The sequence below is a fragment of the Dyadobacter sp. CY327 genome (assembly GCF_021390415.1).
GTDB lineage: Bacteria > Bacteroidota > Bacteroidia > Cytophagales > Spirosomataceae > Dyadobacter > Dyadobacter chenhuakuii.
The window spans coordinates 2,108,912-2,123,967 of the sequence record NZ_JAJUXJ010000001.1; the positions used below are offsets into that span (position 1 = coordinate 2,108,912).

At 46.8% G+C, this 15,056-nt stretch carries 14 protein-coding genes; 11 read left to right on the forward strand and 3 right to left on the reverse strand.

Annotated elements, in window-relative coordinates; all coding sequences use genetic code 11:
• Positions 1–215 precede the first annotated feature (215 nt).
• Positions 216–1,628, forward strand: coding sequence for a mandelate racemase/muconate lactonizing enzyme family protein (locus LZG74_RS08830; protein ID WP_233796178.1), 1,413 nt, complete (start codon positions 216–218; stop codon positions 1,626–1,628).
• 2 nt (positions 1,629–1,630) lie between these two features.
• On the opposite strand, the gene LZG74_RS08835 is transcribed toward LZG74_RS08830, so the two are convergent.
• On the reverse strand, positions 1,631–1,933 hold the full coding sequence (locus tag LZG74_RS08835; RefSeq protein ID WP_233796179.1) for a hypothetical protein: 303 nt from the start codon (positions 1,931–1,933) through the stop codon (positions 1,631–1,633).
• Positions 1,934–2,162: 229 nt separating this feature from the next.
• Positions 2,163–2,366 carry a hypothetical protein gene (locus LZG74_RS08840; protein ID WP_233796180.1) on the reverse strand — a complete coding sequence of 68 codons (204 nt, stop codon included), beginning with the start codon at positions 2,364–2,366 and terminating at the stop codon, positions 2,163–2,165.
• 200 nt (positions 2,367–2,566) lie between these two features.
• Between LZG74_RS08840 and LZG74_RS08845 the strand changes: the two genes are divergently transcribed.
• The 10 genes from LZG74_RS08845 to LZG74_RS08890 all read left to right on the forward strand — a co-directional run bounded on the left by LZG74_RS08845 (position 2,567) and on the right by LZG74_RS08890 (position 14,672).
• Entirely contained in the window at positions 2,567–3,085 is a 519-nt protein-coding gene (locus tag LZG74_RS08845; protein WP_233796181.1) for an RNA polymerase sigma factor, read from the forward strand.
• Entirely contained in the window at positions 3,069–3,842 is a 774-nt protein-coding gene (locus LZG74_RS08850; RefSeq protein WP_233796182.1) for a HEAT repeat domain-containing protein, read from the forward strand. Before LZG74_RS08845 ends, LZG74_RS08850 begins: the two co-directional genes overlap by 17 nt.
• A gap of 58 nt (positions 3,843–3,900) precedes the next feature.
• On the forward strand, positions 3,901–4,686 hold the full coding sequence (locus tag LZG74_RS08855) for a DUF4097 family beta strand repeat-containing protein (protein ID WP_233796183.1): 786 nt from the start codon (positions 3,901–3,903) through the stop codon (positions 4,684–4,686).
• Positions 4,687–4,707: 21 nt separating this feature from the next.
• Positions 4,708–5,409, forward strand: coding sequence for a hypothetical protein (locus LZG74_RS08860; protein ID WP_233796184.1), 702 nt, complete (start codon positions 4,708–4,710; stop codon positions 5,407–5,409).
• 273 nt (positions 5,410–5,682) lie between these two features.
• Positions 5,683–5,892, forward strand: a complete 210-nt coding sequence (locus LZG74_RS08865; RefSeq protein ID WP_233796185.1) for a hypothetical protein — start codon at positions 5,683–5,685, stop codon at positions 5,890–5,892.
• A 475-nt stretch (positions 5,893–6,367) separates the two neighbouring features.
• On the forward strand, positions 6,368–7,678 hold the full coding sequence (locus LZG74_RS08870; protein ID WP_233796186.1) for a sensor histidine kinase KdpD: 1,311 nt from the start codon (positions 6,368–6,370) through the stop codon (positions 7,676–7,678).
• 78 nt (positions 7,679–7,756) lie between these two features.
• Positions 7,757–8,413, forward strand: a complete 657-nt coding sequence (locus LZG74_RS08875) for a response regulator transcription factor (protein WP_233796187.1) — start codon at positions 7,757–7,759, stop codon at positions 8,411–8,413.
• 427 nt (positions 8,414–8,840) lie between these two features.
• The gene (locus tag LZG74_RS08880) at positions 8,841–11,816 is read left to right on the forward strand and encodes a DUF2723 domain-containing protein (protein ID WP_233796188.1); all 2,976 of its coding nucleotides are present in this window, start codon (positions 8,841–8,843) and stop codon (positions 11,814–11,816) included.
• Between the two features lie 91 nt (positions 11,817–11,907).
• Positions 11,908–13,536, forward strand: a complete 1,629-nt coding sequence (locus LZG74_RS08885) for an alpha-amylase family protein (RefSeq protein ID WP_233796189.1) — start codon at positions 11,908–11,910, stop codon at positions 13,534–13,536.
• 209 nt (positions 13,537–13,745) lie between these two features.
• Positions 13,746–14,672, forward strand: a complete 927-nt coding sequence (locus LZG74_RS08890; protein ID WP_233796190.1) for a hypothetical protein — start codon at positions 13,746–13,748, stop codon at positions 14,670–14,672.
• On the opposite strand, the gene LZG74_RS08895 is transcribed toward LZG74_RS08890, so the two are convergent.
• A complete protein-coding gene (locus LZG74_RS08895; RefSeq protein ID WP_233796191.1) occupies positions 14,647–15,054 on the reverse strand; it encodes a helix-turn-helix domain-containing protein in 408 nt (135 codons plus the stop codon). The two genes, LZG74_RS08890 and LZG74_RS08895, sit on opposite strands and share 26 nt — an antisense overlap.
• Positions 15,055–15,056 lie beyond the last annotated feature (2 nt).

Consider the following 15,056-nt stretch of genomic DNA (forward strand, 5'->3'; position numbering starts at 1 on the left):
TTTATTAAGCTGCAATCATTAATAAAAACGCAGCGAGAGGAGGATTAAGGTCAAATATACTGGTTTCCATTTTTAGATAGGAAAACCGGAACAATCCATTACAAAAAACTTAGGCAACGGAAAAATCATGTGAATAATCCGGGAAATACGGCCCTGTCAGGGTAGTTGTGCATTTCTGAGTCCTTTGAATAAACTGTCTGTAAAAGGTAATTTCCATGTTCTTAAAAAACGATGAAAACATTTCCCGGCGCGACTTCATCAACCGGGCAGGCGTCATCGCGGCGGCCGGCATGCTGGCGCCGGAACTCACAAGCGCATCTACGCATCTTCCTAAACCCATGAAAACGATCCGGATCAAAACCGTTAATTCCAATTTTGAAAGAGAGCCGCTGAACCCGTACAGGTTCAAGGGAAGCGCTATCACAGACAGCTGGCAGGCAATTTCCCTGCTGGAGTCCGAATCCGGGACCAGGAAAATTGGGATTGGCACACAGGGCGTGTTATGGTCTGATTCCAAGGTTTTTGCGGGACATTCTGAAAGCGCCGGCAATGCTTTGATGTATGCCATGACGGAACGGGCTCTGCAAATGATCAAAGGCACGACATTCTCAGATCCGGTAAAATTGCTGGACGACATCCTGCCGGAGGTTCTGGCTTACGGAAAAAAGATCACGGGCAACCCTGACCTGCGTAAAACGTTTGCACTCAATGCATTGGTAGGTGTTGACAATGCTGCATGGCTTTTATATGCCAAAGAAAACAACATTGATCAATTCGATAAGCTTATTCCCGCGGCATACCAGCCCGGCTTGTCACACAGGCACGAAAAAGTGGCGAGTATTCCGTCTTTCAGTGTAGGGACTTCGGCGGAGCGGATCAAGCAGGCAGCCGATGAAGGTTATTTTATCATGAAATTGAAAACCGGCTCAGCGGGAACGCAACAGGAAATGATCGAGAAGGACATTGCCTTCCTGAGCGCGGTACACAAGGCAATCGGACATTACGAAACGCCCTACACTCAGAACGGCAAAATCCCGTATTATTTTGATGCAAACGGGCGATATGAGAAGAAAGAAACATTGCTCCGCTTCCTGGATCATGCCCGAAAGATCGGTGCATTCGACCAGATTGCGGTGATCGAGGAGCCGTTTGAAGAGCGAAACGAGGCTTTTGTGGGTGATATGGGCGTGCGCGTAGCCGCCGACGAAAGTGCGCACACCGTGGAGGATGCAGCGCACCGGATCGAATTGGGTTACAGCGCTATTGCCGTCAAAGCAATCGCTAAAACGCTGAGCATGACCATGAAAATCACGCAGCTCGCCTACGAAAAAAAAGTGCCCTGCTTCTGCGCCGACCTGACGGTTAATCCGATTCTGGTAGACTGGAACAAGAATGTGGCGGCAAGGTTGCAGCCATTTCCAGGCATGACCGTTGGTTTACAGGAGACGAATGGTCACCAGTATTACAAAAACTGGGAGAAATTAATGACCTATCATCCCAAAAAAGACGGTTCCTGGGTCCGCACACAAAAAGGTGTTTACCTCACCGACGCAACATTCTATGCTGAAAGCGGAGGCATACTCACGCCATCGCCACACTACGAAGAGATGTTTGAGACAGCGCAATGAATTTAAAGCGTAACAATCTGAGGCTCTGTCAATGATCCGTTTGTAAGATCTGAAATCCGGCTGCCGATCTTGAAAGAGAAATTTCTCTGGCCAGCCGCGCATTTCCCTGTTGGACTGTAAGCCACGAGCTTATGGGCAATCTCGTCGTATTCATATTTACAATTCGGCACAGTTTCCGTTGGCACAGCCTTCGCTTCCAAGGATTTCTGCGGCAAGGGCTTTTGACAAATGCTGAGACAAATGGCCGTAATGGTTCCACCGACCAGCGCGGTGCTGAGGATAATAGTAGAAAATTTCAGGTTCATGGCTAAGAATATTGAGTAACAATGCATTTGATTTCATTACAAATTAGCCCAGCAATCCGCATAATCCAGATAGAAGTTGTGCAATATGCGCTATCCGCCATCCGGATTGCAATTTCCTATGTCTGAAATGTAATTAGAGGTTATGCCAGTTTGGCAAGAAATGCCCTGACGTTGCAATTGAAATCTCTATCCGGCTATTCTTTGTTTGGCTGCCAAACAGTATTATCGGTCACGAATTGATCACATCCAGTAGTTTTTCCGCAAAACCAGGAGTAGGGTGGGCTCCCATTTTTATGGATTTGCCGGTTCTTTTGTTGGTTACAGTTAGATCTGCATTAGTAATCAGCTTGTAAAAAAGCTTCGCAGTTTTGTAAACCACCGCCCCAACTGCTGTGATGATGACGATAGAAGATAAAATGTTTAGTGCTTCCATATAGCCTTATTCCGTGTGTAATTTAGTGAGCTTCAAATCTAAAAAATGTTTTTTGATCTCATCCAAGTGCAAACGTTTAATATCAGAAAAAGTCCAGATACAGCTTACTGGAAGCAAACACAAAACAATTTTAAGCCTAATTGAAAAATAATTTTCCCCAACCTGTAACGAAGCGCTGGCTTGGTCGTCTTTGTATGTGAATGGATTTACAAGCCTTTAACCAACGCATCCTTCCCGTGCAGGGACGCCTTTTCAGATTGGCGCAAATGTTTCTTCGCAACCGCGAGGAAGCGGAAGATGCCATTCAGGATGTGTTGCTGAGGTTGTGGACGAACAGGCAGCAGCTGGAAACGTATCATAGCGTCGAGGCACTGGCTGTGCAGATGACGAAAAACCTCTGTATGGACAGGCTCAAATCGCATCATAAGCAGAAAATGCAAAACGGTGCAGACGTTACCAGCGTGCAGGCAGCGGAATTGTCGCCGCACCGGCAACTGGAAAACAGCGACAGCGCCGCGCTCATCCACAAGCTCATCGCCGAGCTGCCCGACCAGCACAAACTAGTGCTGCATTTGCGCGACGTGGAAGAATATTCGTTCGAGGAGATTGAGCAGGTTACGGGATTGAGCAATGCGAACATTCGTACGATCCTTTCGAGGGCGAGGCAGAAGCTTCGGGAAAATTATCTTAAAGCAAACGATTATGGATCAGGATATTGAGAAACTGTTAGAGAAATATTACGAAGGCGAAACGACCATTGAAGAAGAAAAGGAAATTAAACGCTTTTTCCAAAATGGTGACGTTCCAGAACATTTAATGAGCCACGCAGCACAGTTTGGTTACTTTGTTGAGGCAAGAAACGAACATCCGTCGCTGACATTCGGCAGTGAATTATTAATGTTGCTTGATCCGCCGAAACAAAGTCCGGTGCGCACTTTTGGTCGCTGGCTGGTAAGGATTGCTGCCGGGCTGGCGCTGTTGATCGTCGGGTTTTTGGGAGGACGTGCATTTCAGGAGCGCGATGGTGCGGAGATTCCATTGATAGCTTCAAAAGAATCGGTGTCGCAGCTGGAAATGAAAAATGTGCTGGCTTTTGAAAAAATGAATTCCACATCGGCCAGCGAACGCATTCAGGCTGTAAATCAGAGCTATGCGCTTTCAAACCTGGATAAGGACATTACGCAGCTGCTGATCAATACACTCAATTTCGATCCGAATGTTAATGTCAGGCTTGCAGCTTGTCAGGCATTGCAACGGTTTGACAATGAGGATAATGTAGCGGAAGCGCTGATGCATTCCCTGGCCATTCAAACCGATCCCAACATTCAGATTATGCTGATCGAAATCCTGGTTTCAAACAAAGAAAAGCGGGCTGTTGAACCATTTCAGCAACTGGCCAGAAACCAGGAAGTGTTGGAAGTGGTCCGGCTTAAAGCGCAGCAGGGTGTCAGTGAGCTTATAGCTGCGGACGTTTAAGTGCTTCTGAACAAAGACATTACGCTTTTTTTATTCCATTTATATTTTAATTAAAACCATGAAAAAAATACTTTTAATAAGTATGGGTTGCTTGCTGTGCCTTGCCGAATCCATAGCTCAGACGCCTGAATACAAAGCCAAGCTGGCCAACTCGAAAGATAAAAAGGTAACTATCGAAATGGCTGCCAGTCAGGTGAAGATCGAAGGATATGCGGGCGATGAAATTGTGATCCAGACGACTTCGGGTTATGAAGCGCCGCCAGAGCGGGCAAAGGGTTTGAAACCATTGTATTATGCCGGTGTAGACAACACGGGAATGGGCCTTTCGGTTACGACGGATGCGAGCGGGATCAAAGTGGAGAAAGTGACGCGCAAGGAGGCCAAATACACGATCCGTATACCCAGGCAGGTTTCGGTGCTTTTTCAGGAAGTGAACTGGCAGGGCGGATCCAAGATCGTGATCAGCAATATGGATGGAGATCTTGAAATTAAAACCAATGGTGCCAACATTCAGCTGACCAATGTTACCGGGCCTGTGGTGGCCAACACGACAAGTGGTGACGTGGACGTCGTTTTTTCTGCACTAAACCAGACTAAGCCGACCGCAATTTCGTCCATCAGCGGCGAAGTGGATGTGACGTTGCCCGCAACCGCAAAGTCGACGATGAAGCTGCGGTCCATTAACGGTGAAATGTACACAGATTTTGATCTAGGCACCAGAAACACCAAAGACGGGCTTTCCAAAGTGGGCGGTGGAAGCAACATTGAAGGCTCGACAAACGGCGGCGGGGTTGAAATGCAGCTCAATACGATCAGCGGTAACATCTACATCAGGAAAAAATAACCACCTTGGCCATATAATGTTATGAAAAACAGACTTTTAATAATCGTTTTAGCATTGCTCGCAGGCCCTTTATCTGCCCAGAAAATCATTGAAAAAAAGTTGCCTTACAAGGAAGGGCAAACCGCCAACCTGAACTTGAAGTTTGCCGACAGCATTCAGGTCCGCTATTGGGACAAACAGGAAGTTTACGTGAAAATCCGGGCGGTCATCAATGACAACCAATTAAACGACGCACTGCTCGTAACCGACCGCGCAACGTCCGATGAAGTGATTGTAGAAGTTGGATTTGATGATAAACTGCTCAGACAGGGCAAAGCGGAAGATTGTCCCGGAAACAATCGGAGCGCATGGAATGATAAGGATGGAAAGCAGCGATACTATTTGTGCAAAGAAATAAATTACCAGGTGTTTCTGCCGCGTAATGCCAAGCTCAAACTGGAAACGATCGACGGGAATATCGACATTCAAGGCGCTACTACAACCGTTTATGCGAAGACGATCAGCGGATTTGTGGATATGAGCTGGCCAAAATCCAAGGGGATTAATGTTGCCTTGAAAACCATAACCGGAGAAGTCTATTCCGATTTTGACATTGATTTTAAAAACAAAAAAGAGAAAAACCCGATCGTAGGCTATTTGCTGGAAGGCACACTGAACGGCGGAGGGCCGGATGTTAAGCTGGAATCGATCAGCAATGATGTGTATCTGCGGAGTAAAGAATAGTTTTCAATATAAGTTAGCCATGAATAGTAAGGGCTGTACGCATTGCGTATAGCCCTTATCGCATATATAGGGACTGGTATTACGGAGCCGGTTGGGTTAGCTGTAAAGAGGGTTTCCCCGTCAAAATCACGTTACACCCTGAAAAAACGAGGGATCACCCCAAAAATAAAATTGCCAAAAAATGAATAATTATTATTGCATTCGATTAAAGGAAGAGTCTGCCTGTTTCAGACTTAATTTAAACACATTATCATTATTAATTAAACATTGCACATGAGAACGCAGAGTCAGTATTTGGAAGAGATTAACCGGTTACTTGCAGATTATCTCAAGGAAATTGAAAATTCAGATTTGAAACCTTTGTCCGCACAGGTCTACCAGGTTCAATCAAAGAATTTTGTAAGATGGATCAATGGTGAGTTTACGCCGGGGGAAGTGAAAAAATCCAAAAGACAGGCACAGGAAAAAGCCAGGGAAAGCTAGCACTTCCGACAATTACTAAAATTTAAGTCGTTCCTCTGTTATAATAAAAAAGTAAGCGCATTACCTGCTCTCGTTCCTCTGCTTAACTTCTCCCGGTCTCTCAACGCCGTATCATAAAAAACAAAACACCTTCACGGCAGGACCGGAAGGTGTAAGATATACTCAACGTTTATAACGTATTTCATTACGTTCATTCTTGGGTGATTCTTTCTGCCAATAACACAAGCCATTCCAAAAGAAAGAATAAACAAATTTACAATGTCAAAGCAATATTGGTTGTAGATAGCTGTGAATTCTCTTGTAGCGATTTCTCTACATTGCCGGTGACATTTATTTAGGTAGATTTGGTTTTTAATTTCAGGTATCCTCCCTCTTTCAAAATTCGTTGCAACCCATTATTATTGTTTCGGAGCCGTAAGATTTCCTTCGTCCGATTATTCAAAGTATATTATTTCGGGAGAGTACTGAACGTTACATGAATTTATCTTTTATTGATTGGCCCGTTCAAAAACAGCTGGCTGGGGAAACAAACGCTCTCAACATTGCACGTATTAAAGTGTTATCGTTGTCGCTCCATCTGAGATTGATTACGACCATTATACTGCTTGTATTTTACATTCTTGAAAATCACGCTGTCCAAACCAAACGGATCGGGCTGTTGATGGTCGTTGTGATCCTCTATTATGTTGTCCTGCGTTTGGGGCTGAAATGGAAAAAGGCCATTCACATGGCTATTTTGATCTTCCTGGTCATTATTTGGTCCAATCTGTTTTTTTATAAAGAGGGTTTCCATGTGGTCACGCTCCAATATGTAGTGATCATCAGCATTTACGCGTTTTATGGCCTGGGTAACAAATGGGGGCTCTTTTATTCGCTGGTCGCTATTTTACCCTTTTTCATTTACATGTATCTGGAACATCAGCTTGGGGCTGCCATTCCGTGGGGGCCGATGGGCGTCAGTAAAATGACTGTTGCGATCCTGTTACTGCATAACTTCTTTTTTCTTTTTCTAATCAACTATTACTTTTTTAACTCCTTTTACTCGACCATCTCCGCGCTGGATGCCCGGACAACGGAGCTTACATCGAGTTTATCTTATTTAGAAGAATCGCAGCGCAAGCTTGAATCCGAGTTTAGCCACCAGAAATTGTTGCTGGCCAGTATTTCGCATGATATTAAAAGCCCGCTCCGCTTCCTGATGGCAACCACCGGTCGCCTGGCAAAAAGCAACCCCGACTTGCCTACGATCCGCGCTATAAGCCAGTCGAGTTACCGGCTTTATCATTTTATGAAAAACCTGCTGGAATACACGCAGTTTCGTTACAGGAATACGCGTGTGACTTTCAATTATCTGGACGTGCACGAACTGGTTGACCAGAAGTTTGCCATTTTTATGGCCGAAGCGGAAAGCAGCGGCAATGAATTTATCAATACGGTATCGCAAGGCGTGATCCTGAAAAGCAATTTACAATTGCTCAGCATTGTGCTCCATAACCTGATCGACAATGCAAACAAAGTGACCAGCAGAGGCACCATTGAAGTAACACATATAGATTATCGTGATTCGCTTCACCTCATCGTGAAGGACACCGGGCCCGGAATGGAGCCCGCCATCATCCGTTGGATCAATAGCGATGAGAAAGTGCCCGGCGCCGGACTGGATCCCGATAGCTTTGGAATGGGGCTCGTGATTGTTAAGGAAGTAAGCGCATTGATTAACGCGCGCCTGCTGGCCGAATCCGACAAAACACAAGGTGCCTCCATTCACATCATTTTCCAGAAATGACGCTTTCGTAGCCTGACTTCTACGTATTATTCCTTGATATTAAACTACTTTTAGAGGAAATAAGAAATAACAGTGTTGATGAAAACGATTTTGTTAGTAGAGGATCATTCAATAGTGCGGATGGGCGTGAAGTTGCTGATTGAGGACGTTATACCAGCTGTGGTTATTTTAGAAGCAGCCAGTTTTAGTGAGACGCTTAGAGTGCTGCAAACCAGGCATTTTGACCTGGTGATACTGGATATCCGGATTCCCGGCGGAGAGGCTTTTAATATGATCCCGAGGATCAGGGCTGTGCAGGAAAATGTTAAAATCCTGGTTTTCTCCTCCCAGGAGGAAGAATTGTACGCGCTGCACTATGTGAAGGCAGGCGCAAACGGATTCCTGCCCAAAGACACAAGCAATGAAGAGCTGGAACGCGCTGTATCTTCGGTGTTGAATGGCGGCACATACATAAGCAATGTTGTTCAGCAGCAGCTGGTTAACAACACATTAGTCGATAGAGAAAGCCGCGAAAGTCCCTTGGAAATCCTTTCTAACCGTGAACTCGAAATCATGGATATGCTCCTCACCGGGAAGTGGACAAAAGACATTGCCATCGAACTGAACATCAAAGAGAGCACGGTAAGCACCTACAAGGCCAGGATCTTCGAAAAGCTCGAAGTGACTAATGTTCTCGAATTATTCAAAAAAGTGGAAATCTACAAAAAGCACAACTCCGGCTTTCATCATTCCTAATTTGTCGAATATTGGCTACAATGTGTCAATATATTCGCACAAGTAGTTTTTGAGCATGTGAATTGCACTAATTCAACAATAATTATATTTACAGAAAGATGGCCGTCAGGTCATTTGAGTAACCCTATCAGAAAATTATTGTAGAGAGAAGAAGAAGATGGCCAGACTTATACAATTCGAAATGAACTCCCGCGCTCTGCCTTTCATCGGAGCCCTTGTTTTTACTATCACCGCCGGATCGCTGCTTTGGCTTTCCGCTATTTATGCACTTTATCAGATTTTAGGCAGATAGTCACTGACCAGTCGTCATGTTAAATTAAGTTAAATAGTTGATTCTGAGACATTCGCTTAACTTTTTTTAAGAGTTAGCCGGATATCGCTTCAAAGCGCTTTCCATAGCTTTGGGCACAGAAAAAACGAACTTAACATGACACTTTTTAAAAAATGGAACAACATTACCGGCTGGGCAGCATTCTCAACTGCATTCCTGACTTACGTGCTCACCATGGAGCGTACGGCGAGTTTTTGGGATTGCGGTGAATTCATTGCAGCAGCTTTTAAATTACAGGTGCCCCATCCGCCAGGAGCACCTTTTTTTCTGCTCATTGGCCGGCTTTTCTCGTTGCTGGCGCTTGGGGATTTGACGCGTGTAGCGTACTGGGTTAATATGGTTTCGGTGCTCAGCAGTGCCTTTACCATTCTCTTTTTGTTCTGGACCATTACATTACTGGTTCGCAAATTTATTGGTAAAACGGCAGAACAGCTCAGCCAATCCGAGGCAGTACTCGTCATTTTTTCCGGCCTTACCGGCGCCCTTGCATACGCCTGGTCGGACTCATTCTGGTTTTCAGCAGCTGAGGCTGAGGTTTATGGGATGTCATCTTTTTTTACGGCCATTGTGATCTGGGCCGTGTTCAAGTGGGAGGAAACGCAAGACGCATCCACGGCAAACCGCTGGCTAATCCTGATTGCGTATCTCATTGGCATTTCCATCGGTGTGCATTTGCTCAATCTGGTCACGATTCCGGCCCTGGCTTTGGTTTATTATTTCAAAACATATCGCAAACCGACCATTATAGGCCGGATTCTGGCATTTGTCGGTGGATTGGTTGTATTAGCGATCATTAACTCCGGCATTATTCCTGGCCTGCCGGACCTGGCGGGGAAGTTTGAGATCTTTTTTGTCAATACGCTGGGCCTTCCGTTCAACTCCGGAATCGTCTTTTTCGTCGTGCTATTTTTGGGAACATTAAGCTGGTCGGTGCGCTACGCGCATAAGAGAGGGAAGGCGCTGCTGAACACTGCTTTGCTGTCATTGGTTTTTGTGCTCATTGGTTACTCATCTTATACGATGGTGCTGGTGCGTTCGGAATTTAACCCGCCTATTAATGAGAACAATCCAAGCGACGTGCTGCGTTTTGTTTCTTATTTAAAGAGGGAACAATATGAAAGCAGACCGCTCTTATGGGGGCCGTCCTTCACTTCAAAGCCCATCAGCCAGGAGCGGGGAGCGCCGGTTTACCGCAAGAAAGATGGCAAATATGTCATCATTGATTACCGGCCGGTTTACAAATATGCGCCGGGCAGTAACATTCTTTTTCCGCGTATGTACAGCGCGCAGCCGGGCCACCCGCAGCTTTACCAGCAGATGACAGGCCTGGCGGAAGGGCAGCAGCCGACCATGACGCACAACTTGCGTTACCTGTTCTCACACCAGATGGGGCATATGTACTGGCGTTACTTTCTCTGGAACTTTGCCGGGCGCGAAAGCGATAAGGAAGGAGCGGGGACGGTGATGCCCTGGCAACCTGCGAGCAAATTTCCTTCTTCCATTGCCACAAACAGGGGCCATAACAACTTTTACATGATACCGTTTTTGCTGGGCATTGCAGGCCTCGTCTGGATGTACGGGAAACGCCGGAACGAGTTGCTGGTGCTTGGCTTGCTATTCGTTCTTACGGGAGTAGGGCTTGTTGTTTATCTCAATTCACCGCCCGCAGAACCGCGGGAGCGCGATTACATTTACGTAGGCTCGTTTTATATTTTCTGCATCTGGATCGGGTTCGGCGTAATGGCTGTTGCAGGTCTTTTACAAAAATTAATTAAAACACCTAAGCTTAGGACTGCGCTGGCAGTGTCTGCGAGCCTGTCGGTGCCGGTGATTATGCTGGCGAGAGGATGGGACAATCACGACCGGAGCGACCGATATCATTCTGTGGACTTTGCCAGGAATTTGCTCAATTCGTGTGCGCCTAATGCGATCCTTTTCACGGGAGGCGATAACGACACATTTCCATTGTGGTATTTGCAGGAAGTGGAGGGCGTTCGCACGGACGTGCGTGTATGTGTGCAGACATTCCTGGGTATAGACTGGTACATTGAGCAGCTGAGACGCAAAACCAACCTTTCGGAAGCCTTGCCACTCTCGCTGGATCTGGACGATTATGCAACCGGGAAGAATGAATTCGTGCCCTTTTACGAAATCCCGGCCGTCAGGAACGGCATTAACCTGAAAGAATATCTTGATTTGATCAATCAGGGAAATAAGGCGATCCAGGTTCCGCTGACGAGCGGAGATATGACCTCAATTTTACCTTCTTCCACACTTTTCTTACCCGTGGATGCGCAAAAGGTCCGGTCCATGAACATTGTCAAAAATGATTTGCTGCCTATGCTCACCAATTCTATGAGCTGGAACATTGGAACCAATGATCTTTACAAAAGCGACCTGGCGATGCTGGACATTATCGCGACCAACAACTGGAAGCGGCCCGTCTATTTTTCATCCACAATGGGCACCACGCACAATCTGGGTTTACAGGAATATTTGCAGCTCGAAGGTTACACTTACCGACTATTGCCAGTCCGCGTACAGGGCGCTTCGGATGGGTATGTCAATTCTGAAATTATGTATGATAACATGATGAAAAAAATGCAGTGGCGTTCGCTGAATAACCCCAAAGTGTATCATGATGACACGTATCGCGGCTCGCCCGTTGCTACGGCCAGGATCTCGTTCCTACGCCTTGCAGGCCAGCTAATCGCCGAAAATGACTTAGTAAAAGCGAAGAAGGTGGTGAACACAGCCATGACCGTAATGCCGGACGACACCATTCCGTTTGACCAGTTTTCAGTGGGTTTTGTGGGCATGCTGTTTGATGTCGGTGAGGATAAAAAAGCGTTGGATTCCGCCCGCATTATGGCACTTCGATCGGATGAAAATCTTACCTGGGCCAGGGAGAACGGCGGCACCAGGAACCGCGATGTGAATGTGGATCTTTATATGCTGCAAACCATTGTTCAGGAATGCAAACGCGCGAAAAAGGATGCCGAAGCAGAAAAGTATGAGGCTATTTTCAGGAAGCATTTGCTAGCATTTAATATGTATAGCGGAGGCAATTAGCACATTGGGGCCATACAGGCAATGCCATGAGACGCAGGTTTCATGGCATTGCTTTTTTACGGTTTTTGCAAAATCAACAAACCTCAAACCTATGCTCGAAGACCTTTGGTATAAAAACGCGGTGATTTACAGCCTCGATCTCGAAACATTCATGGATGCAAATGGTGACGGAACGGGCGATTTTGAAGGACTTTGCAACCGGCTCGATTATCTGCATGCATTAGGGTTAGACACGATCTGGCTGGCACCTTTTCAACCCACTCCCAACCGTGACAATGGCTACGACATCAGCGACTTCTACGGCGTTGATCCGCGCCACGGTTCCAGCGGCGACTTTGTTAGCTTCATTCATAAGGCCCGTAAACTGGGTATAAAGGTCATTATCGATCTTGTTGTGAACCACACTTCCGACGAGCACCGGTGGTTCAAGGAAGCACGGTCTTCAAAGGATAGTCCAAAAAGGGACTGGTATGTATGGTCGGAGAAGAGGCCGGCGGACTGGAACAAAGGCATGGTTTTTCCGGGTGTACAAAAGGCCACCTGGACAAAGGACAAGGAGTCAAAAGAGTATTATTTTCACCGTTTCTACGAATTCCAGCCCGACCTGAACACGGACAATCCCGAGGTAAGGGAAGAAATAAACAAGATTATGGGCTACTGGCTCGAACTCGGGATCGCAGGATTCCGTGTGGATGCCGTGCCATTTATACTCGAATCGAGCACTTCCAAGAAGGGTGGTGAACCCGCATTGCATTTTGAATACCTGAAAGAAATGCGCAAGTTTCTGCAATGGCGTAAAGGCGACGCGGTGCTTTTGGGCGAGGCGAATGTGTTACCAAATGAAAGCAAAAAGTACTTTGGGGAAGACGGTGACGGCATTCATTTAATGTTTAATTTTTTTGTAAACCAATATACATTCTACGCCCTGGCCACTGCCGACACGCGTCCGCTGATCAAGGCGCTGGAAGCGACAAGGGACATTCCCGGCACCAGCCAGTGGGCGCATTTCCTCCGCAACCACGACGAGCTGGACCTGGGCAGGCTGACCGAGGAAGAGCGGCAGACTGTTTTCGAAAGGTTTGGTCCCGAAAAACATATGCAACTTTATGACCGGGGCATCCGGCGCAGGCTTTCGCCTATGCTCGGCAGCAGGCAGCAAACAGAACTGGCTTACAGCCTCATGTTCTCATTGCCGGGGACGCCGGTTATCCGTTATGGTGATGAAATTGGCATGGGTGACAACCTCGAACTGGAAGAGCGCGACGCCGTGAGGACGCCGATGCAATGGACGGGCGAAAAACAAGGTGGTTTTTCACAAGCGGAGACATTGGTGCATCCGGTGGTTGAGGAAGGTTACTATGCTTATGATCACGTGAATGTCGAGAATCAGCGGCGCGAACCCAGTTCCCTGCTGAATTGGATGACTTCCCTGATAAGGATGCGAAAGGAATGTCCGGAAATTGGTTACGGCAACTGGGAAATTATGGATACGGGTCAAAATCAAATCCTGGGCATGCGTTACACCTGGAAAAACAAGATCCTGCTCATATGGCATAATTTCCAGGAAAAATCGTTGGAATTGGTCGTTCCTGAGGAAATGGCAGGGGCCACACGAATCGCGGACTTGATGAGCAACATTGAAAGTGTAACAGACAAAAAGGGAAGGCATACGATCACCTTAGAGGCTTACGGTTACCGCTGGTTTCGCGCAGTTCCGTAATGCAGACGCAGCCATTTGATAAATTTGCAATCCGTTCAGGAACGCCGCAAATGTTCACACTGGCTTAATATTCAAATACTTAAAATTGCATTGCATAGCGTTACCTGTCGCAGGTCTGCGGATTTTTGTGACTGGTAACGCTTTAACCTTTCACTCGAAATATTATATTGCGGCTGAAAAACAACTCAACGATTCTTTTTTTACTACACATGCTTTTAAAACAGACTCTGACCATACGGGTGTGTTCCCTATTGATGGCCTGCATCACAGCGCAAACGACAATTGCACAAAATACGCTTGAATTTGTACAGGATGGCGTTAATAACAGTTACCGGCCGCCCGTCCCCAAAGGCCCGACCTCCATTCCGCAAACACTCTCTTTTTTTGTCAACAACAACGGCAGCAAGGACGAAGGCATTTATTTCCAAAAACCCCAATCCGACCTTACCGTCACATTCAGTTTCGATGATCAGCCTTACATTACTGTTCCGCAGCATGTGACTGGAATGACATTCGGGGCGGCTTCGGGCGCGAGTGCCACGCAGGTGAAATCTGTTCCGGTGGTCAATAGCAATTATTATTTTGAGGATTCTACGCGAACGCTTTTTACGTCGCATCCCAAGGGAGAAGCGGGGCGCGGGGTGAATTTATACACCAATGTAGGAGTGCAGGTTTTTTTGTCGGCAAAACCTTTGCAGGCTGCGAATGCTTCCACTGCCGATACAAGCCGTTATTATTACGGCAAGCTGCGTTTGCAGTTCAGCAGGCCGGTCAATAATCCGGTGATCACATTGGCAGGGTTAGGCGCAACGACCAATTTTGCCAATAAGCGACTGGGTTTTACCACAGAGCTGGAACTTCAAACGCCCGGTAGAACGCTAGTCAAACTTTCGGGGAGTAAGGAGCTGGTCCTGGATGATTCCAAAACGAAAATTTTACATACCAAATCCACTATAACCGGCAACTGCGGCAATGGTGCCGCTTGCGGAAGCCTAATGGTTACCGGCTCAGATGTTACCAGCCTGGTTTTTGCCGTATATCTTCGAACCGATGGCGGTCCGGGTGTTTGGGGCACGCCGAAAGTGACAAATTCGGGAGACATGTGGCACATTACAGTATCGCTTCCTGAGCAATAGGCTTTGTAGTCTGCATATCATCCTCGCGTATTTTAATCCGGTGCATCTCGCCCCATTCCACGAGTGCTCCCATCACGCTGTTCAGGGTGCGGCTATATGGTGTAAGCTTATATTCCACAACAACCGGCGTGTCTGTAAAAACGTTTCTGGTTAAGAATCCGTTGATTTCCAGTTCTTTAAGTTCATTGGAAAGGACACGCGGCGAGATTCCCGGCAGCATGCGCTGCAATTCATTGAACCGCGAGCCGCCTTCTGTCAGCGCCACGATGATCCGCAGCCGCCATTTTCCGCCAATCACATAAAGCGCATCTCCGATTGCACCTAATTTGCTGTTACATTCCGCACCGGAATGCGGTCTTGAAAATCCGTTTATTTCATCCATAA